Genomic DNA, 18,591 nt, shown 5'->3' with positions numbered 1-18,591 from the left:
TTATTTCCCTGCTAATTGACGGAGTGCTTCCGCCGCCCCTTGGTAATAAGCCAGTGCAGCATTAATTAGGCTTTGTTTATCGTCCGAATCTACCGCCTTACCGCTTTGGGCATCCACTAGCTCGGGTGGTTGTTTGGGTCTTAACTCAACGATTTTGCCATTTTGCATATAGCCTACAGTGAGGTAATTCGCCATAAATGCCCGTGGATATTGATGAGCAGCTTGGCGAATATCTTGGCCGAAGAATTCAGAAGTATAGGGGATATTCAATAAACCCAAGATAGTGGGGGCTACATCAATTTGCGAGGCTAAATCATTAAATGCTTGCGGTTGAATAAAATTGGGCGACCAAATTAACAGGGGTATCCGATAATTTTCAGGCGGTAAATCGGTGCGCCCGCGCCCGTTGGAGGTATGATCTGCAACAAATACAAAAATAGTTTCGTTAAACCAAGCTTGTTTGCGAGCCTCATCCACAAAATTGCCTAAGGCCCAATCGGTATACTTTACTGCACCATCACGCCCTGTGCCGGAGGGAATGTCAATGCGACCCTCGGGATAAGTATAGGGGCGATGATTGGAAGTGGTCATAATGTGCATAAAGACAGGTTGCCCGTTGGCACTCTGCTCGCTCATCACCTTAATGGCATGGTGCAGAATATCTTCGTCCGCAATGCCCCAAATCGTTTCGTGGTGGATGTCTTCTGGTTTGACATTCGTCCGATCAATGACAGTGTAACCATTGCCTGAGAAAAAATTCTCCATGTTGTCAAAATAGCTATAGCCGCCATAAACATAAAAGGTCTTATAACCGCTAGCTTTCAAGACACTGCCAAGGCTTTGTAAGCCGGTATTGACTTTGCGCACGGGAACGGCATGGCCTGGGGTAGGGGGAATGGAGAGGGTAATCGCCTCTAATCCACGCACGGTGCGCAAACCGGTTGCATAGAGTTGGTTAAATACCATGCTTTCTTTAGCGAGTTGATCTAAGCGTGGCGTTAAACCTCTTTTGCCGCCAAACGATTCCACGTAATCAGCACCAAGGCTTTCAATCGACACCAAGATAATGTTTTTCTTAATGGGCGGATTGGCGGGTGTTACGACATGTTTAGTAGGAATGCCACCCGCGATGAATTGAATCTCAGCTTGGCCTTGTTTGAGTTGTGCTTGTAACTGAGCAGCCGCTTCTTGGCTGGGTAAGCTTGGATAGAAGCGAAAATAATCCAAGTCATTGGCGCGAAAGGCGCGCATAAATTCGTAATAGCCATTGAGCGCTAGTTCACGGGCAGCGGGTTTTTCAAATGGCTCACGAAAATGATCATTAACCACCCAAAAGCTGAACACAGGTAGGGCAAAAATGATGAGGCTTAAGGCGAGGCGTTTGCCAAAACTACCCGCTTCGCCTTGTGCTGCCTGCCAAAACGGTTTGCGAATTAACCAAAAAATCCCCAGTGCTAATAAACCAATGCCTAATAATAGCCAAGTGACTGGGTAGGATTGCCAGATATTGCCTAAGACTTCGCGTGTATAGACCAAATAATCGACCGCAATGAAATTAAAGCGAGAAGAAAATTCATTCCAAAAAGTTCCTTCCGCTAAGGCCGTGAATAAAAAGCCAAATACTGAGCCAGCGACCAAGGCTGACACAATGATTGCATACAGGCGTCGCTGCCAAGGACGATTACCAAACAAGAGTGCTAAAAGTGCAAAAGGTACTAAGACATAAGTAGCAGCCGCTAAATCGTGCAGCAAACCAATGCTAAAGATTTCTAGGATGAGCGTAGGGGTGGCTAAGCTCGCATCCTGTTCGAAAAGCATGAGTCCAATGCGTGTGGCAAAGTTAATCGCTAAAAAAATGACTAAGATCCACCCTAAGGTTTTATAGCGTGCTGGCAACAAGTTTTGGTTTTGATTCATAAAATTGATGTAATCCCCAAATTTTTTTGTAGCACGATTATGGGGATAGCCTGACCATGAAGCAATTATCAATAAGTTATTTTGTAAACTTCATCCATAGGACAAATGTCATAAGACCTTCGCTACTAGCCATTCAGAGATAGGTCGAGCCTTTAGCGCTGTGGTTATAGTTAAGTTTTTTCCTAAAGAAACTTAATGATGTTAAAGAAAAGTGTAGGTTTAATGCTCAGTGCATTAGTGCTGAGTGCGAGTGTCGAAGCGGGTACAGAAGCGAATTCAATGGGCACAGCAGCAGAGGCCTCTAATCATTCAGTAGGGGCTAAAGTTTATCAATCGGTCTGTATGACTTGCCATCAGGTGGATAAGCCAACCGAGCAAGGGCCACCGATTTTCGCGGTGAAAGATCATGTGATTAAAGCATTCCCAGAGCGTGCTGCTTTTGTGGAACGAGTCAAAAATTGGGTCAAAGACCCGAAAGCAGATACAGCACTCATGCCCGGTGCTTTGACTAAATTTGGTTTAATGCCTGCACAAACGCAAGTGAGCGCTGAGGAATTACAAGCGGTAGCCGAGTTTTTATATGACACTGATTTAGCGCAACCCGATTGGTATGCAGAACATTATCAGGCTGAGCATGGCAAACAGCCTGATCAAAAGCCGTGAGTATTAGTGCTTTCTGACCAAAGTCGTTTCAGTGGGGACGTTACGCTTACCGGTAATCATGGTTTTTAAGAGTGGAATAGCGGTAAGTTTGGTCATAATAAACACGGCGCTGATGTGAATAATCACCAGCATGAGGGTGAAGTTGGCAGCGAATTCATGTAAATCTTCTAGCCATTCTTCGCCACGGTATTCGCGAAATGTTTGTAGCCAACCGCTAGCGCCTGTGAATAACAGCATGAGCATTAAAGCGATCACCATCGCACCGCCTAAAGGATTATGTCCTTCACAAGGGTCGACTTGTTGGCAACGTAATTGGTGGATATGATGTTTAACACGGGCTGGTGTGGGAAAAAAATTAGTAAAGCGTGCGCGCTCTGGGCCGATAAAGCCCCAGATAATACGCAAGCTAAGCAAGCCTAGTATAATGTAACCCGCCCATTTATGGGGCGGGTCACCTTCTTCCAATACCCAATAATTCAATAAAAATAGTATCGCTACTGTCCAATGGAATACCCTGACAAAAGGATCCCAGATTTGAATGATTTGGGTAGGGGATGACATAACTTAACCTTCTACTTTTTGCTCAACAATGCTGGCATCGACAGGGTTGAAATAAATTTCCACTTCCTGCATTTCAGTAGTGGAATCTTTCTTTAAGCCTTTGCCATAAATTTCATAGCAATTACCATCAGTGGTTTTAAATTTGTAGATAATATAATTCAGTTCACCGACTAACTTCTTTTGCATGTCTAATTCAGACATCCATTTTTCTTTTGGCTCTTTAGTGCACTCAGGACCAGCGAAAGCAGCTTGGCTAGCCAATAAACCTAAAAAGCTAAGAACTAAAGCAATACGTTTCATAATAAAAACTCCTAAGTAAAAGAAAGTGAAGACGCTCATCAGTTTGCAGGACTGGCAGCGCTTCGTGCTAGCCGACAAATGTAGGATAAGAAAACTTAAGTGTGGGCAGGACAGATGTCTTATAGATAAGAGGAATGGCTAGTCGCTAGGGGTTGAAACGCTTATACTCCTTGATTTTAGTAAGCTATAAAGCTCATGGAACAGCGCTTAACCGAATTAGAAATGAAGTTCATGGAACAAGAGCAAAGCTTGGAAGCGCTTAGCCAACAAGTTTATTTGCAACAGCGCGAGATTTATCGTTTAGAGCAAACTGTGAGTCAATTAAATGACCGTCTCAAAGCCATGGCGGTTTCACCGCTCGCTTCTCACGCTGAAGAAACACCACCACCCCATTATTAAGCATGTCTGAGCGTTACCAACTCATCCAAACAGAGGTGCGCCTTGAGTTACGCGATAACTTGGATAGCCAAATAGGGGCTGTTTATGTTGATTTTGTCGAAGGCAAGGCGCAACACCGTCTTAAATTTGGCGGCGGTAAAGGGCAAGACATCGCCAAAGCAGTGGGTCTGAATAAATATAAACATCTAAGCGTAGTGGATGCGACGGCTGGTTTAGGGCGCGAAGCCTTTGTTTTAGCCAGTTTAGGTTGTCAGGTGACCTTGTTAGAGCGCTCAGCAACCGTTTATGCACTCTTAGCGGATGGTTTAAAGCGTGCCGCGTTTGAACCTTCAGTAGCGGACATTACTCAGCGTATGCACTTAATTCAAACTGATGCACTGGTATGGCTACAGCATTTGGATACAACTGCTAAGCCGGATGTGATTTACCTTGACCCTATGTTTCCCGAGCGCCAGAAATCGGCCTTGGTGCAGAAAGAAATGCGGTTTTTGCAGGCCGTGGTGGGAGAGGATGCTGATAATGAAAGTTTGTTAGAACTAGCTTGTACAAAAGCGCATAAGCGTATTGTGGTTAAACGCCCGCGCTTAGCACCGGAGTTAGCAGGCAAGAAACCTGCGTTTGTCATTAGCGGTGCAGCGGTGCGTTATGATGTGTATTTGCCCAGTGCTTAAAGTCTAAAGCAGCCACGCAGCATGACACCCAATAGTACTAATAGGCCACACAGGATCATCAGTTTTAGGATAACGCGGTATAATTGACGTTTTTGTTGGGCATCCATGAGGTATTCACTTTATGCAAAAGCGACATTTTCTCCTAATTGGGGCAGTGATGGGAATGTTAGCGGTGATTTTAGGTGCATTTGGCGCACATGGTTTGGAAAAAATGATGGATGCCAAAATGCTGGCGCGTTTTCATACCGGCGTTGAGTATCAATTCTACCATGCGCTAGCCCTTATACTGACAGCCAGTCTAGCCCCATTATCTTTCAACCATCGTTGGCAGTTGGCATGTTGGAGTTTTTTGCTCGGGGTAGTATTATTTTCAGGTAGCTTATATGTCTACACGCTAACAGGAGTGATTGGGATTGCTATGATTACCCCAATTGGCGGGCTGGCCTTTATAAGCGGTTGGTTATGGCTTGCACTAGCCCTATGGTATGAAAGCAAATCTAGCTAAGCCAATTAAACTGCTTTAAATTTTATGGAATGTTTTAGTAAACCGAGTGTCAGACGGTTTATACATAGTTCTACCACGTTAGTCTGATTCCCATCGTAGGAGAGCAGTTTTCAAGCGACAATGGATGCTGAGCTAATCCTTTAATGTCAGCCGAACCCTGAACATAAACCATCATCAATAACTATGCCAGCGATGCCGTTCAAGTTTTTTAGTCGTAATCTGCGTGGACGCGATTTTGTTGTCGGGGATATTCATGGCCATTTCTCAGCCCTAGAATCCTTATTAGGGCAGGTTCACTTTGATGGTCGCAAAGATCGCCTCTTCTCGGTTGGGGATCTAGTCGATCGTGGTCCCGAATCATGGCGTCTAATCGAATTTTTAAACCACCCGTGGTTTCATGCTATTCGTGGGAATCATGAGCAGATGCTGTTAGATTCTGCTGATTCTTTCGATGTCAAAGACAATTGGATCGTGAATAATGGCGGTGAATGGTGGAAGGATATTCCACCGGCGCTACATGAGCGTATTCGAACGGTTGTTAGCGATTTACCGCTTGCTTTTGAAATTATGACCGCATTGGGGCGTGTCGGAGTTGTTCACGCCGATATTCCACCAACCCTGTCTTGGAGCCGCTTTGTCACTCTACTCAGTTCAGAGAAAGAAGTATTCGAACAAGCGTTATGGTCTAGACATCGCTTCCGTAATATGCAGTTAACCGGTCGATTACAACCCATTCTAGGCATTGACTTGGTGATTTTTGGTCATACCCCTGTTTCCAAGCCGATCCAAAATAGCAATATTTGTTATATCGACACCGGTGCGGCTTATCCTAATGAGAAGTCTCTGGGGCATTTGACCTTAGCTGAAATTCATCCAACGTTTGGGTTTCATCAGTTTTCGATTAAAAACGGCAAAATGGTAAAAACACTTACTGGTAGGAAGGAGCGAGCTGAACAAGCTCCTGCCTAATAATCGCCCCACATATTTTATGCGACAGCAACACGCGGTGGGAACATCGTTGCAATACGACTTGCCATGGTATCTTGACGGCGTGCAACCGCGCGAATTTCAGGGCGATTAATAAAGCTAGCTAGCGTTAAATCGTCTAAGAAGTCGAATAAGCGCACACTTAAATCAGCCCATAATTTATGTGTTAAGCATTTATCGCCACTATGACAATCTTCGTTACCTTTGCAGCGGGTCGCATCGATATTTTCATCAACTGCACTAATGATTTGTGCGATACTAATTTGACTTGCAGGTTTGCCCAAGCGATAACCACCACCAGGGCCACGTACGCCTTCCACTAAGCCGCTTTTACGCAATTTAGCAAACAGTTGTTCAAGGTAAGATAAAGAAATGCCTTGGCAATTAGAGATATCGGCTAAGGTAACAGGTCCCTCATGGTCATGGATCGCTAGGTCCATCATGGCTGTAACAGCGTAGCGTCCTTTGGTTGAAAGTTTCATCTTACTTCTCCTAATTTGAGTGGGCTAATATCCTTTAACCCATTGAAGTATTTTAATTTAACCCAGCAATGCTATCAAGAATTTTAGGCTAAATTATTTGACAAAACTTGTATGATTATTATCGATTTTTTGAAAGCTTACGATTATTTAATAATTTTTTATACAATAATTGTACATTAAATTAATTAAACTTAGACGAGTCAAAGCTGTAGCCTCTGCGGCGTAGGTAGTGCAACCATTTAAAAAGGAAACGGTTCATACGCCAACGGCAGCGCAACAAACTATCGGTACCCCGTAAGCGCGCGGAGATAAGATCATCATTTAAACGGCAGCGATGGCTTAAAACCTCAGCCTGCAAGGCATCATGGCTGATCCGAATCAACATATCGGGGCGAGTTTCTCCTTGCGGCGCTTCTTTGCTGCCAAAGAGATAGGTGAGCATCAAGGTGGTGGTGTGAGTTGTACAGTCGCGAATTTGCAACAAAATAGGTAAGTGACCCTCCAGTTGCACAATATGATCACCTAGGGTACGACCCCGATCACCCAATAACAGGCGCAATTGTATGTAGTTGATTTCATACATTTCCATTAGACCAGCAAAGCTATTGGGGCTTGGAGAGATTACTGGTGGGACTTGTTCTTTAATTAGCATAGTTCCATAATAACTTTAGTTTTAATCAATGGTAGTGTTGGTTTTTTACCAAAATACCTTAATAGTGCTGTTCGCACACCCATAATACTAACCACCAACACAGGCTAGCAGAACATGAATCTTGAAATTGTTAACTGCACACCCTATACCGATCAAAAACCAGGGACATCTGGTCTTCGTAAAAGTGTTAAGCAGTTCCAGCGCCCCGACTACTTACAAACTTATATTCAAGCGATCTTTAATACCTTAGAAGATAGAGAGGGTAGTACCCTGATTTTGGGCGGTGACGGGCGTTATTTCAACCGTGAAGCCATACAAATTATTTTGCGCATGGCTTCAGCGAATGGTATAGGTCATGTGTTTGTGGGTAAAGCGGGTATTCTTTCAACGCCAGCCGCTTCCCATCTGATCCGCAAGAAACAAGCCTTAGGCGGTATTATTTTATCTGCTAGTCACAATCCGGGTGGTCCGGATGGCGATTTTGGTGTCAAGTTTAATGTCAGTAATGGCGGCCCTGCATCAGAGACCTTTACCGATACTGTGTATCAGAATGCGTGTGTGGTTGAGCAGTATCGTATTCGCCCGATTAAGCCCATCCCCTTGGATAAAGAAGGTGTGTATGACTTATTTGGGATGAAAATCGAAGTCATTGATTCTGTGCAAGATTATATGGAGCTGATGGAGAGTATTTTCGACTTCGATAAAATTGGCCAATTGCTGCAGTCTGACTCCTTCAAAATGCGTTTTGATGCAATGCACGCCGTAACTGGCCCTTATGCGAAACGTATTTTCGAACAACGCTTAGGCGCACCAGAAGGAACCGTATTTCATGCGCAGCCCTTAGCGAATTTTGGTGGTGGGCATCCTGATCCCAACCAAGCGCACGCTAAAGAGTTAATGAATCAACTTTATACGAATCAAGGGATTGCGTTTGGCGCGGCTTCGGATGGTGACGGTGATCGAAATATGATTCTGGGCAATCATTTTTTTGTAACCCCCAGCGATAGTCTTGCGGTCTTAGCGGCCAATGCGACTTTGGTTCCGGGGTATAAACAGGGTATAGCCGGGATTGCGCGTTCGATGCCAACCAGCCAAGCCCCTGATTTAGTCGCGCAAAAATTAGGGGTGCCTTACTTTGAAACGCCGACCGGCTGGAAGTTCTTTGGCAATTTACTGGATGCGGGGCAAATAACCTTATGCGGTGAAGAGAGTTTTGGGACTAGCTCCAATCATATTCGTGAGAAAGATGGTGTGTGGGCAGTATTATTTTGGCTCAATTTACTCGCTGAAAAACAAGACTCTGTGGAAAATATTGTGCGTCAGCATTGGGCAGAATATGGGCGTAATTATTATTCGCGTCATGATTATGAAGCTATTTCCAGTGCCTCTGGCAATATCATTATGGAGCATTTACGCCAGCAGCTGGCAACACTAGCAGGTACGATGATTCGTGGCAAAATGATTAGGGCGGCGGATGACTTTAGCTACACGGATCCTGTGGATGGTTCGGTGAGCGAGCATCAAGGCATCCGTATTTTATTTGAAGATGGTTCGCGTTTAATCTTCCGTCTTTCTGGCACGGGTACACAAGGGGCAACCTTGCGGGTTTACCTAGAGCAGTATGAGGCTGACGTGGCAAATCACGATCAAGACACACAGGAAGTCTTATCAGACTTGATAGAAATTGCTGAAGCATTAGGTAAAGTGAAGGAATTATCCGGTCGTGAGGCACCGGACGTGATTACTTAAGCCAACAACTGTTGTAGAAATTGTTTTATCTGCGCAGCGCTGCCTTGAAACAGGACGCGCTGTTGTTTTTTAGCGAGTTGATAATCGTACATTGGGTCATAGTATTCTAATAGTAAAAAAGCCACCCAAGCGCGATGTTTCTCCAAATTACCATGCTCTTGTTGCTCGGCAAACGCGGTTTTAATAAGCTCCACCACTTTGGCATAGCGCACACCGCCTAGTCGCTTGGCAATTTTGCCGACACTCTGCCACACATAGTGTTCAAAGGCGGCTAGACCTTGTATTTGATCTTGATAGTGCTGAATAAAAGCTTGCAACATATCGACTACATAAGCCTGAAAGCTAATGGCGATGCGCTCGTTATCAGGCGTTTGTAGAATAATAAGGGGCGCTTCGCGCAACAGATGGAATAGGGTTTCGGGTAAATGAATCGAGCCAATCGTGCGGCTTTCATCTTCGAAAATTAAGGTATGGAAGCCACGTGCGCGTTGTTGTAATAAATGCGTCAGCAAAGCATTTTCAAAGCTAGCCAAGCTAGGTTGGGGCGTTACTTGATGACCAAATGCCGAGCCACGATGATTGGCTAATGCTTCTAAGTCGATTACCGCTGGTAATTCAGCCAGTAATCGCGTTTTGCCAGAGCCAGTGCGCCCGCTTAATACTAGGGGGCTTAACCAAGTCGGCATTAGTTCCAGTTGTTCCAACACAAAACGGCGCAGGGCTTTATAGCCACCTTCGACGCGTGGGTATAAATGGCCCGTTTGCTGATATAGCCATTGCTGGGTAATTTTGGAACGTAAACCGCCGCGAAAACAATATAAAGCGGCATTGGGGTGCTGTTCAAAAAAGCTTTGCCATGCGTTGACGCGCTCAGTTTTGATGGTGCCACTAATCTGTTGCAAGCCCAATTCAATCGCAGCCTCTTGCCCTGCTTGCTTGTAGCGTGTCCCAATGGCAGCACGCTCCGCATCGTTTAATAGAGGTAAGTTATGTGCCGTGGGGAAGGCACCTTCCGCGAACTCAACAGGTGCACGTGCATCGAGTAAAGGAATGCCTGAAATCAATAAAGCTTCTAGATCCTGTAGAATCGGTAGCTTGGCTAAATCGGGTAATAAGGCGGAGGACATATTAACGCACGGTAATTAAGGCTTGATTGGCTTTGGTTTCACGTAATACACCAATAGCGGCCAAGTTAAATCCAGCTTTTTGCGCGAGTGCTAAGAAATCTTGTTCTGCTTTGGGATCCAGTGCCACTAATAAACCACCACTGGTTTGCGGATCACAGAGAATTAGTTTTTGGCGCTCGGTTAAAGGCGAAAACACATGACCATAACTATCAAAATTTCGTTGCGTGCCACCGGGGAAACTGCCTTGATCAAGGTAGTCATGAATATGTGGTAAGAGTGGGATTTGTTCAAAGTCCAAAATCGCTTGTACGCCACTGCCTTCACACATTTCACGCAAATGCCCGCCTAACCCAAAGCCTGTAACGTCAGTTAAGGCGTGCACACTAGGTAGTTCGCCTAAGGTTTCCCCCAATTTATTAAGTTGACACATCGTCTCAATGGCAAGCTGTGCATGTTCAGGTTTGAGAATTTTCTTTTTTTGCGCCGTAGTCAGCACACCAATACCCAAGGGTTTGGTGAGATATAATTTATCACCCGCCTTAGCGGTGCTGTTTTGCTTGAGATTTTTGAGGGGTACAATCCCCGTGACCGCGAGGCCGAAGATTGGCTCAGGTGCATCAATACTATGCCCACCGGCTAAAGGAATCTGTGCATCTTGACAGGCTTTACGTCCACCCTCGATTACTTGTTGACCTAACTCTGGCGGTAATTTATCCAAAGGCCAGCCAAAAATAGCAATCGCCATTAAGGGTTTGCCGCCCATGGCGTAAATATCACTGATCGCATTGGTGGCGGCAATACGGCCAAAGGTAAAGGCATCATCTACAATGGGCATGAAAAAATCAGTGGTACTAATCACGGCGGTCCCATTGCCTAAATCATAAACCGCTGCGTCATCGCGTGAACTATTACCGACTAAAAGTGCTGAATGCACCTCGGTTGGTAAATTACTGTGTAGAATGACATCCAATACTGCAGGTGAAATTTTGCAGCCGCAACCAGCACCATGGCTGTATTCGGTCATACGAATGGGGTTTTGCATAGAAAGGCTCGCTATTTAACCAACTGCGACATATTAAAGATCGGCACCATGATTGCCAAGACAATACCCATCACCACGCCACCCATCACTAACATCATGACCGGCTCCACCAAGGTGACCATTTTGGCGATTTTGGCCTGATTTTCACGTTCTTGCTGAATGGCAGCGCGTTCTAGCATGGCATCTAATTGGCCGCTACTTTCGCCACTAGCAATCAGATAGGTTAACATGGGCGGGAAATAGTTCGTTTGTTGCAAGGCTTTATTGATAGACATACCTTCACGCACTTTGACGGCGGCTTCATCCACCGCTTGGCGCATCGGAATATTATTAATCACCCCACCCGCAATTCGTAAAGCATCCAGAATCGGCACGCCACTGGAGGCTAGAATACTTAAAGTGCGCGAAAAGTGTTCGGTATTAATACCGCGCACTAAGCGACCCACTAATGGAAGTTTGAGCGTTAATTTGTGCCAACGCGTTTTCCAGGTTTGAAAACTCAGTAAATAACGAATCCCAAAAACGCTTAATACAGTGCCTATCAGTAAGGCAATGCCATGATTTTCTAGAAACTTACTGCTGCTAATTAAAACGCGCGTCATCATCGGTAATTCACCTTTGAAGGTTGAAAAAACGCTGATGACATTCGGGACGACGAATTTTAATAAGGCAACTACAATTCCAACTGCCACTACGCTTAATAGTGCAGGATAAACAAAAGCGGTGGAGACTTGCTGTTGATTGAGTTGGCGGTTTTCGGTGTAATCAGCCAGTCGACTTAACACTTCGGCTAGGTGTCCCGATTGCTCGCCAGCACCAACGGTAGCGCGGTATAAGGCCGGAAACGACGAGGGAAATTGTCCCATAGAGGAGGCGAGGGTATGGCCTTCCATGACGCGGGAGCGAATCGCAGACACAATGCGGCGTGGGCCAGCACGTTCGGTTTGGCGCACAATCATATTGAGCGATTCTTCCAACGGTGAGCCTGCGCCGACTAAGGTAGCGAGTTGGCGCGTCATGAGGGCTAAGTCTGCGGCGCCCATACTACCGCCGAAAATACGCCCCCCGCCACTTTCGGATTTTTTTTGCTTTTGAATGGCCTCATTAACTTCTAGCGGGGTCAGGGCATTATTGCGCAGCATTTGCCGTGCTTGACGCGCGGTATCGGCTTCGATAATACCTTTTTCTTCTTTCCCAGCAGCGTTTAGGGCGCGATATTCAAACGCTGGCATTAACGCTCGTCCTCACGCGTCACCCGCAATACCTCATCTAAAGAGGTTTTACCTTCTAAAACTAAGCGCACCCCATCATCGCGTAGGCTTGGCATAGAGCGCCGTACATACTTTTCCAATTCCACTTCACTAGCGCGTTCATGAATTAATTGGCGTACCTGATTATCGAGTTCTACTACTTCGTAAATACCTGTTCGCCCTACAAAGCCACTATGACGACACGCAGCGCAGCCCACCGGATGTGCAATACTGGGTCGATGATGAGAAAGATCGTATTTCGCATTGAGCTGCATTAACTCAATTTCTTTTTCGCTAGCCTCGCTAGGCTGTTTACATTCGGGACACAAGGTACGCACCAAGCGCTGCGAAATAACCCCCAATAAACTCGAAGCGAGCAGATAAGGTTCAACGCCCATATCTTGTAAACGTGCTACTGCACCAACGGCAGTATTCGTGTGTAAGGTCGAAAAGACTAAGTGTCCGGTTAAACTGGCTTGTACGGCAATTTCGGCGGTTTCAAGGTCACGAATCTCACCGACCATCACAACATCAGGGTCTTGACGTAAAATAGCACGCAGGCCGCGCGCGAAGGTCATATCGACCTTATTATTCACCTGCGTTTGTCCAATGCCATCAATGTAATACTCAATAGGGTCTTCGACGGTCAGAATATTACGGCGTGCATCGTTCAAATTACTCAAGGCGGCATAAAGTGTCGTGGTTTTACCAGAGCCTGTTGGGCCTGTTACTAAGATAATGCCGTGCGGTTTTTTAATTAGATTCGTCAAGCGTTCGTGTGCATGCGGATCCATGCCCAAATGCGAAAGATTCAAACGTCCCGCTTGTTTATCTAATAAACGCAATACAATGCGTTCGCTATGTCCCGAGGGTAGGGTAGACACGCGCACATCCACGGCTCGTCCTGCTAGACGCAAGGAAATACGACCATCTTGGGGAATGCGTTTTTCGGCAATATCCAGACGTGCCATGACCTTAATGCGCGAAATAATTAAAGGCGCCAGTTTGCGCGGTGGCTCAATAATTTCCCGCAATACTCCATCAATGCGCATTCTTACCTGCATCCGTGTTTCAAACGCTTCGATATGAATATCCGAGGCGTTTTCTTTCACAGCCTGCGTGAGCAAGGCATTGATTAAGCGAATAATGGGCGCATCATCTTCCGACTCTAGCAAGTCTTCGGGTTCAGGCATCGATTCGGCAATATCGTTTAAATCCGCTTCCTCACCTAAATCTTGCATCATGGCCGCACCCGCTTCACTGCGGTCATAGCCGGTGGCGAGTAACTTATCGAAAGTCGCGGAGTCGATTTTGCGAAATTCAGATAAATACGGCAGATTTCGTTGAATTTCCATCAAAATCGACGGCTTTAAGCGTTCGCGATACAGCAAAATGCGGGGATCGTCTTGCGCCAAAAGCACGCCATGCCGCTTAGCAAAGGCATAAGGCAGCATAGCAACGCTCGGCATTAAAGGTTCTTGGGCGGTTTCAGGAGCAGGCGCAGTCATAAGAAGCTCCTTATCGATCCGATTCCAGTTGGCAAAAACCAATCACACAAGCGCGTTGCGAAGTGGCAGGAGCTGCTTTCTGCGGTTGGCGCGCTTGGGGTTGCGGGTTTTGGCGAATACGCTGCACATTAGTGTTCTGAGCCTTTTGTTGCTGCATAAAATGTAAATCGTCCGCACTACCTTCTGCGCAAGAACCATCTATACATTCAATATTGGGGAAAACAGCCGCTTGATTACCGGTGACTGGATTACCGCGCTGTAGGACATTGCTTTGTTTTTGTTGTTTTTGCAACGTATGGTATTTACTCCGCGTATATGCGTCCGCCGATTCGCGATCGGGCAAAATCACAGGATGAATAAAGGCCATCAGATTTTGTTTGGATTTATTGGTGCTGTTTTGCTTAAAAGCCTTACCTACAATGGGTAGATCGGATAAGACCGGCACTTTGTTTTCACTATCGGTGAAATTGTCCTGAATCAAACCACCCAACACAATAATTTGACCATCTTCGACCATGACATTGGTATTGATTTGGCGTTTGTTAGTGATCAGATCAGCCGCACCCGTACTAGACGCAGCAAGTCCTGAGGTTTCTTGCTCAATCTTCATTTGAATAGTTTTGCCACGATTAATTTGCGGCGTCACTTTCAGCGTCAAACCCACATCTTTACGTTCAATCGTCGTAAAGGGGTTGGCAGTCGTGCTGCTGCCCGAGGTACTAGAGCCAGTAATAAAGGGCACATTCTGGCCCACAATAATGCTGGCTTCTTCATTGTCCATGGTAACAATGGTTGGTGTGGATAAAATATTAGTCGCACCATCGCTACGCAAGGCATCTAACACGATGCCGAAATTATTGCTGGCTACACCAAATAATAAGCCCGCCGGAATGGAGGTTGCACCATTGGCTAAGCTCAATACGGTATTTAGTCCGCCAAAGTTACTGGTTCCTACTAAACCAGAATTGCCGGAAGAACCTTGATTATTATAAGCGGCAATACCCGTACCAATACGGTTGGTCATATTGGTCGAGACTTCCGCAATAATCGCTTCAATTAATACTTGTGGGCGACGGCGATCCAGTTGGTAAATAACGCGCAATAAATTGTTCTGAATATGCGCAGGTGCACTAATAATTAAGGAGTTGGAGGTTTTATCAGCTTGAATACTGACCTCCGCACCCATAGACCCACTCACTGTAGCGGTTGAGCTGCCACCGCCTGCAGGGTTAGCTGCTCCCGATGGCAAACCGGCCACGGTACCTGCCGCTTGTGCTGCGATATTTTTTGACGTATCCGTTAAGACTTTGAGTAATTCCTCGGCCTTGGCATAACGTAATGGCACAACGCGGGTACCGCCCGATTGAGCGCGCGGCACGTCTAATTTGGCAATAGCAGCGAGTAAGGGCTCGCGCTCGATTTTATCGCCAGAAATTAAAATGCTATTGGTGCGCTCGTCGGCTGCCATACGCACTTGGCGTGCTGAGCTGCCTGCAGTGGCTCCAGCAGCAGCGGGTGCTACACCTTCAACTACATTACTGATTTGTAATGCCTTTAAGGTCTGAATCAGTTGGGATGCGACGGCATATTTCAAAGGCACGACTTGGGTGTCGGTTGGCTGAGTACGTGGAATATCCAGTTTTAAAATCAGGGCGCGCATCCGTTCCCGATCAGCTTTATCGCCAGCAATCAAGATACTATTGGTATTGTCATCCACGGAAATACGCACCTGCTGCGGTGCAACGACCACCCCTTCAGCACCAGGTACGGCACCACCGCCACCTGCACCGGTTAATTCACGCAAGGTTTGAGCCAGGCGGCTAGCTACCGAATACTTTAAGCTAACTGCTTCGACATCTTGGTTATTGGGTTTATCAATATCGCGTACTACTTGTGCCAAACGGGCAACGTTCTGGCTGCGACCAGTAATGACCACAGAATTACTGGTAGGATTGAATTGCACGCGGGTTTCACCTTGACCGGCTAAGGGTGTCAAGGTAGCCGCAGCCGTCTGGGCACTGATATATTGCAGCTTGAAAACTTGGGTGATGGTCTCGTCTAGGTTGTAATCTTGGGTGCCACGTGCCTCGGGATCGGTAGGCACAATCGGAGCGACTTGCGAACTACGGGCTTTTCCAATCGGTACAATTTTGATCACACTACCGGTTTCAATGGCTTCCAAACCTTGTACTTGTAGGATAGAGAGAAATGCTTCGTACATTTCGTCTTTATCCATATCCTTGCCCGATAAGAAAGTAACGCGCCCCTGCACGCTAGGATCAATCAGGAAATTCTTACCCGTTGTTTTAGAGACCGCTTGGATGACTTCACGAATATCAACATTGTTTAGATTCATCACTGCTGCGTGACTAGGCAAAGTGCTTAGCACTAGACCAGTTGCCACTAAGGATTTCAGCCATGCTGAACCATTGACTAATTTTTTATGGATCATTTTGTTCGGACCTACATGGCAGGGCAACGCTGTGCCCAACCTTTAACTAATTTTTGACTATGACGTTCGATTCATGATCGGATGCAAGCGTTGCAGCATTTCCTTATAGACTTTTGGGCTGCCTGCAAGTATGTCACCGGTGTTCCAATGGTTATTGCCACCTTGTAAGTCGGTTGTGAGTCCCCCCGCTTCTTGCACTAAGACAATGCCAGCGGCCATATCCCATTCTTTTAAACCAAACTCCCAAAAGCCATCAAAACGCCCGCACGCTACATAGGCTAAATCTAAGGCGGCAGAGCCCATACGTCTTACACCAGCCGTAGAAGGTAAGAGGGCGCGCATGGTATCAAGGTATAAATCGAGATTTTGGTTAGTGCGAAACGGAACACCAGTTGCCAATAAGGCATTTTGTAAGCCAGGGCGTGCGCTGACACGAAGTTTACGATTATTTAAGGTTGCACCTTCTCCACGTACCGCTGCGAACATTTCGTCGCGTACTGGATCAAACACGACGCCTAAAAAAGGGCGGCCTTTCTGTTTTAGACCAATCGATACCGAAAAGTGCTGTAAACCGTATAAGAAATTGGTAGTGCCATCCAGAGGATCAATCACCCATTGATATTCAGCATCATCTGAGCCATGTGTTGAACCTTCCTCACCTAAAATCGCATGGTCGGGATAGGCGCGCTTAAGTGCAAAGACAATTTCGCGTTCCACTTGGCGATCAACTTCCGTGACAAAGTCATTATCCGCTTTGTGGTGGATGCGCAATTTGTCGACCTCACCTGCGTAGCGGCGGATCATTTCACCGGCCTGACGTGCAGTACGGGTGGCTATATTCAACATCGGATGCATGTATCTCAACTCAGGCTCAGAGAAAAAACAGGCGCTAGAATAACACAGTTAACGACTAAAGATGATTGGGAATAACGATGTTAATCATATGGTAATTATCAAGCAGATTAGGCGTAGCATGGGTTCTTAATAGCGTTATGCGGTTTTTTAAAGCGGCAAAATTCTAACAGAAAATTTATCTAGACGCGCCTTTAACAATAAACTGCTTCATTGCGCTTAACTATCAACAGAGTTGGGCTTTATTGCAGCATTACTTCATCCAATAACTCGATCCAATGTACTACACGGACATTAGCGGCGGTTGCTAAATGCATTTGGCAGCCAATATTGGCAGTCGCAATCACTTGAGCTGGTGGGGTTTGTAAAGCCTTTAGTTTATTACCGAGTAACTGCTGGGAAAGTTCTGGTTGTAATATGGAATAAGTGCCTGCTGAGCCACAGCACAAATGCGCATCAGCAACCGGTGTTAATGCAAAGCCGACTTTCTGCAAAATACTCTCCACCACGCCCGCTAATTTCTGCCCATGTTGCAAGGTACAAGGGCTGTGAAATGCGACTTTTTTAATAGTGCTTGGAATTTCTGGTTTGCCTAAATCCGCATCGCGCAAAACTTCACTAATGTCCTTCACTAAACTGGATACTTTGAGCGCTTTTGCTGCATAGGTAGCATCGTGTTGGAGTAAATGCCCATAATCTTTTAGCATGACGCCACAACCGCTCGCGGTGCTAACAATCGCTTCTGCACCCGCCTCAATATGAGGCCACCAAGCATCAATATTACGACGTATAAAATCTAGGGCTTCATGCGGTGAGGCTAAATGTTGATTCACCGCCCCGCAGCAGCCAGCCTCTTTCACACTGACTAACTCAATGCCGATTTTTTGTAAAATCCGCGCGGTAGCTTGATTAGTGGCTGGTGTTACCACACTTTGCACACAGCCATCGAAAGCCAATACTTTGCGGGTGTGTGTTTGGGTGGCAAAGGATTCTACTTGGCTTTTTGTGGGGAGTTTTTTGGCTAAGTGCGCGGGCAATAAGGGTTTGGCCAAATAACCTAGCGATAACAACAGCCGAAAGCGTTGTGGATAGGGCAGCACTGCTTTCAACGCTTTGCGGGTGAGTTGTTCACTCAAAGGTCTTTGTGTTTGTGCTTCAACTAGCTCACGCCCAATATCCACCAAACGTCCATATTGCACGCCCGAAGGGCAAGTGGTTTCGCAAGAGCGACAGGTCAAGCAACGATCTAAATGCAAACGTGTTGTGGCGGTCGGTGTTGCGCCTTCAAGTATCTGTTTAATTTGATAAATACGTCCGCGTGGCCCATCCAGTTCATCACCCAAAAGCTGATAAGTAGGACAAGTCGCGGTACAAAATCCGCAATGCACACAAGCGCGTAAAATAGCTTCAGCTTCTTTTCCTTGCACGCTGTCGCGATACGTTTCACTTAAATTAGTTTGCATCGTATTCCCTT

Annotated in this window: 18 protein-coding genes; 6 read left to right on the top strand and 12 right to left on the bottom strand. The window is 46.1% G+C overall.

Features of this window, described 5'->3' with window-relative positions:
* The gene (locus tag A3IE_RS20965; protein ID WP_020396567.1) at positions 1 to 1,917 is read right to left on the bottom strand and encodes an LTA synthase family protein; all 1,917 of its coding nucleotides are present in this window, start codon (positions 1,915 to 1,917) and stop codon (positions 1 to 3) included.
* Between the two features lie 195 nt (positions 1,918 to 2,112).
* Here A3IE_RS20965 and A3IE_RS0115635 point away from each other — a divergent pair, with 195 nt between their 5' ends.
* Positions 2,113 to 2,580: a c-type cytochrome gene (locus A3IE_RS0115635; RefSeq protein WP_083900666.1), complete on the top strand. Its 468-nt coding sequence runs from the start codon at positions 2,113 to 2,115 to the stop codon at positions 2,578 to 2,580.
* A gap of 3 nt (positions 2,581 to 2,583) precedes the next feature.
* Here the strand turns inward: A3IE_RS0115635 and A3IE_RS0115630 are convergent, their stop codons facing one another.
* Positions 2,584 to 3,141, bottom strand: coding sequence for a cytochrome b/b6 domain-containing protein (locus A3IE_RS0115630; protein ID WP_020396565.1), 558 nt, complete (start codon positions 3,139 to 3,141; stop codon positions 2,584 to 2,586).
* A 3-nt stretch (positions 3,142 to 3,144) separates the two neighbouring features.
* Entirely contained in the window at positions 3,145 to 3,441 is a 297-nt protein-coding gene (locus A3IE_RS0115625) for a PepSY domain-containing protein (RefSeq protein ID WP_020396564.1), read from the bottom strand.
* Between the two features lie 195 nt (positions 3,442 to 3,636).
* Here A3IE_RS0115625 and A3IE_RS0115620 point away from each other — a divergent pair, with 195 nt between their 5' ends.
* From A3IE_RS0115620 to A3IE_RS0115605, 4 genes are all read left to right on the top strand, one after another.
* On the top strand, positions 3,637 to 3,840 hold the full coding sequence (locus tag A3IE_RS0115620; RefSeq protein ID WP_020396563.1) for a SlyX family protein: 204 nt from the start codon (positions 3,637 to 3,639) through the stop codon (positions 3,838 to 3,840).
* A 2-nt stretch (positions 3,841 to 3,842) separates the two neighbouring features.
* Positions 3,843 to 4,511, top strand: coding sequence for a class I SAM-dependent methyltransferase (locus A3IE_RS0115615; protein ID WP_020396562.1), 669 nt, complete (start codon positions 3,843 to 3,845; stop codon positions 4,509 to 4,511).
* Positions 4,512 to 4,632: 121 nt separating this feature from the next.
* Positions 4,633 to 5,016, top strand: coding sequence for a DUF423 domain-containing protein (locus A3IE_RS0115610; RefSeq protein WP_020396561.1), 384 nt, complete (start codon positions 4,633 to 4,635; stop codon positions 5,014 to 5,016).
* A 183-nt stretch (positions 5,017 to 5,199) separates the two neighbouring features.
* Positions 5,200 to 5,985: a metallophosphoesterase gene (locus A3IE_RS0115605; RefSeq protein WP_020396560.1), complete on the top strand. Its 786-nt coding sequence runs from the start codon at positions 5,200 to 5,202 to the stop codon at positions 5,983 to 5,985.
* Positions 5,986 to 6,002: 17 nt separating this feature from the next.
* Here A3IE_RS0115605 and A3IE_RS0115600 read toward each other — a convergent pair whose 3' ends face one another.
* Both A3IE_RS0115600 and A3IE_RS0115595 read right to left on the bottom strand, forming a co-directional pair.
* The gene (locus tag A3IE_RS0115600; protein WP_020396559.1) at positions 6,003 to 6,485 is read right to left on the bottom strand and encodes a Fe-S cluster assembly transcription factor; all 483 of its coding nucleotides are present in this window, start codon (positions 6,483 to 6,485) and stop codon (positions 6,003 to 6,005) included.
* 181 nt (positions 6,486 to 6,666) lie between these two features.
* Complete coding sequence (locus A3IE_RS0115595; RefSeq protein WP_020396558.1) at positions 6,667 to 7,137, bottom strand: DUF1249 domain-containing protein; 471 nt, start codon at positions 7,135 to 7,137, stop codon at positions 6,667 to 6,669.
* 114 nt (positions 7,138 to 7,251) lie between these two features.
* Between A3IE_RS0115595 and A3IE_RS0115590 the strand changes: the two genes are divergently transcribed.
* Positions 7,252 to 8,886, top strand: a complete 1,635-nt coding sequence (locus A3IE_RS0115590) for an alpha-D-glucose phosphate-specific phosphoglucomutase (RefSeq protein WP_020396557.1) — start codon at positions 7,252 to 7,254, stop codon at positions 8,884 to 8,886.
* Here A3IE_RS0115590 and mnmH read toward each other — a convergent pair.
* From mnmH to glcF, 7 genes are all read right to left on the bottom strand, one after another.
* Positions 8,883 to 10,013 (bottom strand): tRNA 2-selenouridine(34) synthase MnmH, encoded by a 1,131-nt coding sequence (gene mnmH, locus A3IE_RS0115585; protein WP_020396556.1) that lies wholly within the window; start codon positions 10,011 to 10,013, stop codon positions 8,883 to 8,885. The genes A3IE_RS0115590 and mnmH overlap by 4 nt on opposite strands.
* A gap of 1 nt (position 10,014) precedes the next feature.
* Positions 10,015 to 11,055, bottom strand: a complete 1,041-nt coding sequence (gene selD / locus A3IE_RS0115580; protein ID WP_020396555.1) for a selenide, water dikinase SelD — start codon at positions 11,053 to 11,055, stop codon at positions 10,015 to 10,017.
* A gap of 11 nt (positions 11,056 to 11,066) precedes the next feature.
* A complete protein-coding gene (gene gspF / locus A3IE_RS0115575; protein ID WP_020396554.1) occupies positions 11,067 to 12,287 on the bottom strand; it encodes a type II secretion system inner membrane protein GspF in 1,221 nt (406 codons plus the stop codon).
* The gene (gene gspE / locus A3IE_RS0115570; protein WP_020396553.1) at positions 12,287 to 13,813 is read right to left on the bottom strand and encodes a type II secretion system ATPase GspE; all 1,527 of its coding nucleotides are present in this window, start codon (positions 13,811 to 13,813) and stop codon (positions 12,287 to 12,289) included. The genes gspF and gspE overlap by 1 nt, the downstream gene beginning before the upstream one ends.
* Before the next feature lie 10 nt (positions 13,814 to 13,823).
* A complete protein-coding gene (gene gspD, locus A3IE_RS22235) occupies positions 13,824 to 16,265 on the bottom strand; it encodes a type II secretion system secretin GspD (RefSeq protein ID WP_020396552.1) in 2,442 nt (813 codons plus the stop codon).
* Positions 16,266 to 16,322: 57 nt separating this feature from the next.
* Positions 16,323 to 17,120 carry an inositol monophosphatase family protein gene (locus A3IE_RS0115560; protein WP_020396551.1) on the bottom strand — a complete coding sequence of 266 codons (798 nt, stop codon included), beginning with the start codon at positions 17,118 to 17,120 and terminating at the stop codon, positions 16,323 to 16,325.
* Positions 17,121 to 17,359: 239 nt separating this feature from the next.
* A complete protein-coding gene (gene glcF / locus A3IE_RS0115555; protein WP_020396550.1) occupies positions 17,360 to 18,580 on the bottom strand; it encodes a glycolate oxidase subunit GlcF in 1,221 nt (406 codons plus the stop codon).
* Positions 18,581 to 18,591: the final 11 nt, after the last annotated feature.

Source organism: Thiolinea disciformis DSM 14473, from assembly GCF_000371925.1.
GTDB lineage: Bacteria > Pseudomonadota > Gammaproteobacteria > Thiotrichales > Thiotrichaceae > Thiolinea > Thiolinea disciformis.
The sequence above is the reverse complement of the archived record's forward strand: the minus strand, read 5'-3'. Positions and strand labels throughout refer to the sequence as shown.

What these genes read in the sequence shown, in the direction of transcription:
- A3IE_RS0115630 (WP_020396565.1), bottom strand. Translation starts at nt 3,141, where the DNA reads ATGTCATCCCCTACCCAAATCATTCAAATCTGGGATCCTTTTGTCAGG.
- A3IE_RS20965 (WP_020396567.1), bottom strand. Translation starts at nt 1,917, where the DNA reads ATGAATCAAAACCAAAACTTGTTGCCAGCACGCTATAAAACCTTAGGG.
- mnmH (WP_020396556.1), bottom strand. Translation starts at nt 10,013, where the DNA reads ATGTCCTCCGCCTTATTACCCGATTTAGCCAAGCTACCGATTCTACAG.
- A3IE_RS0115625 (WP_020396564.1), bottom strand. Translation starts at nt 3,441, where the DNA reads ATGAAACGTATTGCTTTAGTTCTTAGCTTTTTAGGTTTATTGGCTAGC.
- A3IE_RS0115595 (WP_020396558.1), bottom strand. Translation starts at nt 7,137, where the DNA reads ATGCTAATTAAAGAACAAGTCCCACCAGTAATCTCTCCAAGCCCCAAT.
- gspF (WP_020396554.1), bottom strand. Translation starts at nt 12,287, where the DNA reads ATGCCAGCGTTTGAATATCGCGCCCTAAACGCTGCTGGGAAAGAAGAA.
- A3IE_RS0115635 (WP_083900666.1), top strand. Translation starts at nt 2,113, where the DNA reads ATGATGTTAAAGAAAAGTGTAGGTTTAATGCTCAGTGCATTAGTGCTG.
- glcF (WP_020396550.1), bottom strand. Translation starts at nt 18,580, where the DNA reads ATGCAAACTAATTTAAGTGAAACGTATCGCGACAGCGTGCAAGGAAAA.
- gspE (WP_020396553.1), bottom strand. Translation starts at nt 13,813, where the DNA reads ATGACTGCGCCTGCTCCTGAAACCGCCCAAGAACCTTTAATGCCGAGC.
- selD (WP_020396555.1), bottom strand. Translation starts at nt 11,055, where the DNA reads ATGCAAAACCCCATTCGTATGACCGAATACAGCCATGGTGCTGGTTGC.
- A3IE_RS0115605 (WP_020396560.1), top strand. Translation starts at nt 5,200, where the DNA reads ATGCCAGCGATGCCGTTCAAGTTTTTTAGTCGTAATCTGCGTGGACGC.
- A3IE_RS0115590 (WP_020396557.1), top strand. Translation starts at nt 7,252, where the DNA reads ATGAATCTTGAAATTGTTAACTGCACACCCTATACCGATCAAAAACCA.
- A3IE_RS0115620 (WP_020396563.1), top strand. Translation starts at nt 3,637, where the DNA reads ATGGAACAGCGCTTAACCGAATTAGAAATGAAGTTCATGGAACAAGAG.
- gspD (WP_020396552.1), bottom strand. Translation starts at nt 16,265, where the DNA reads ATGATCCATAAAAAATTAGTCAATGGTTCAGCATGGCTGAAATCCTTA.
- A3IE_RS0115610 (WP_020396561.1), top strand. Translation starts at nt 4,633, where the DNA reads ATGCAAAAGCGACATTTTCTCCTAATTGGGGCAGTGATGGGAATGTTA.
- A3IE_RS0115600 (WP_020396559.1), bottom strand. Translation starts at nt 6,485, where the DNA reads ATGAAACTTTCAACCAAAGGACGCTACGCTGTTACAGCCATGATGGAC.
- A3IE_RS0115560 (WP_020396551.1), bottom strand. Translation starts at nt 17,120, where the DNA reads ATGCATCCGATGTTGAATATAGCCACCCGTACTGCACGTCAGGCCGGT.
- A3IE_RS0115615 (WP_020396562.1), top strand. Translation starts at nt 3,843, where the DNA reads ATGTCTGAGCGTTACCAACTCATCCAAACAGAGGTGCGCCTTGAGTTA.